An 851-nucleotide genomic window follows, 5' to 3' on the forward strand; every position below is an offset into this window, starting at 1 on the left:
GTGATCGAGGTCGGTGACCGCGACTCCATCTACACCCGGCCCCGCCACCCCTACACCCACGCCCTGCTGTCCGCCGTTCCCGAGGTCAACCTCGGCGACGAGGAGGGCCGCGGGCGGGAGCGCATCCGGCTCGCCGGCGACGTGCCCTCCCCGATCAACCCGCCCTCCGGCTGCCGCTTCCGCACCCGCTGCTGGAAGGCACAGGACAAGTGCGCGAGCGAGGTGCCCCCGCTGGTCCGGCTCGACGGGAACGAGGAGGGTCACCTGACGGCCTGCCACTTCCCGGAGGAGCCGACGATCGCGGCGCGCGGCAAGGACATCGTCCTGGACCCGGCGCTGGCGGCGGCGGAGGAGGCGGACAAGGACTGAGGTTCCGCCGCGAAACAAGACGAGGGCCCGCGCCTGGGGGAGGCGCGGGCCCTTGCGTCCCCTGGAAGCGGACGTTCATGGGCTCGGGTCAATGGGCCGGAGAAAGTCCGTTCCGCGGACGGCGCTGACGCAAAAGGGGTGTGGCGTCAGGCAGCCGCCCGGGGGCTCTTGGCGAGACGGGGAGCCGGAACGCCGTCCTTCGTCTCGGGGTAGTGGCACGCCGTGAGATGGCCGGGCTTGTTGCCCTCCACCTGCACCAGCGGCGGCGCCTCGGACGCGCACTTCTCCGTCGCCTTCCAGCACCGGGTGCGGAAGCGGCAGCCCGAGGGCGGGTTGATCGGCGAGGGCACGTCGCCGGCGAGCCGGATGCGCTCCCGGGGCGTGTCGTCCACCGTCGCCTCGGGAACGGCGGACAGCAGGGCCCGCGTGTACGGGTGGCGCGGGTTGCCGTAGAGGTCCTCGCGGTCGGCGATCTCCATGAT

The 851-nt window shown here is 72.7% G+C and carries 2 protein-coding genes; one reads left to right on the forward strand and one right to left on the reverse strand.

The window, feature by feature from the left end; genetic code table 11:
• Positions 1-369 (forward strand): oligopeptide/dipeptide ABC transporter ATP-binding protein (locus IE260_RS41060; protein WP_373303482.1); only part of this gene is annotated, 369 nt, incomplete at its 5' end.
• Between the two features lie 146 nt (positions 370-515).
• Here the strand turns inward: IE260_RS41060 and IE260_RS41065 are convergent.
• Positions 516-851, reverse strand: a 336-nt coding sequence (locus IE260_RS41065; protein WP_189881025.1) for an oligopeptide/dipeptide ABC transporter ATP-binding protein, incomplete at its 5' end; no start/stop codon positions are given.

It is taken from the genome of Streptomyces viridiviolaceus (genome assembly GCF_014650995.1).
Lineage (GTDB): Bacteria > Actinomycetota > Actinomycetes > Streptomycetales > Streptomycetaceae > Streptomyces > Streptomyces viridiviolaceus.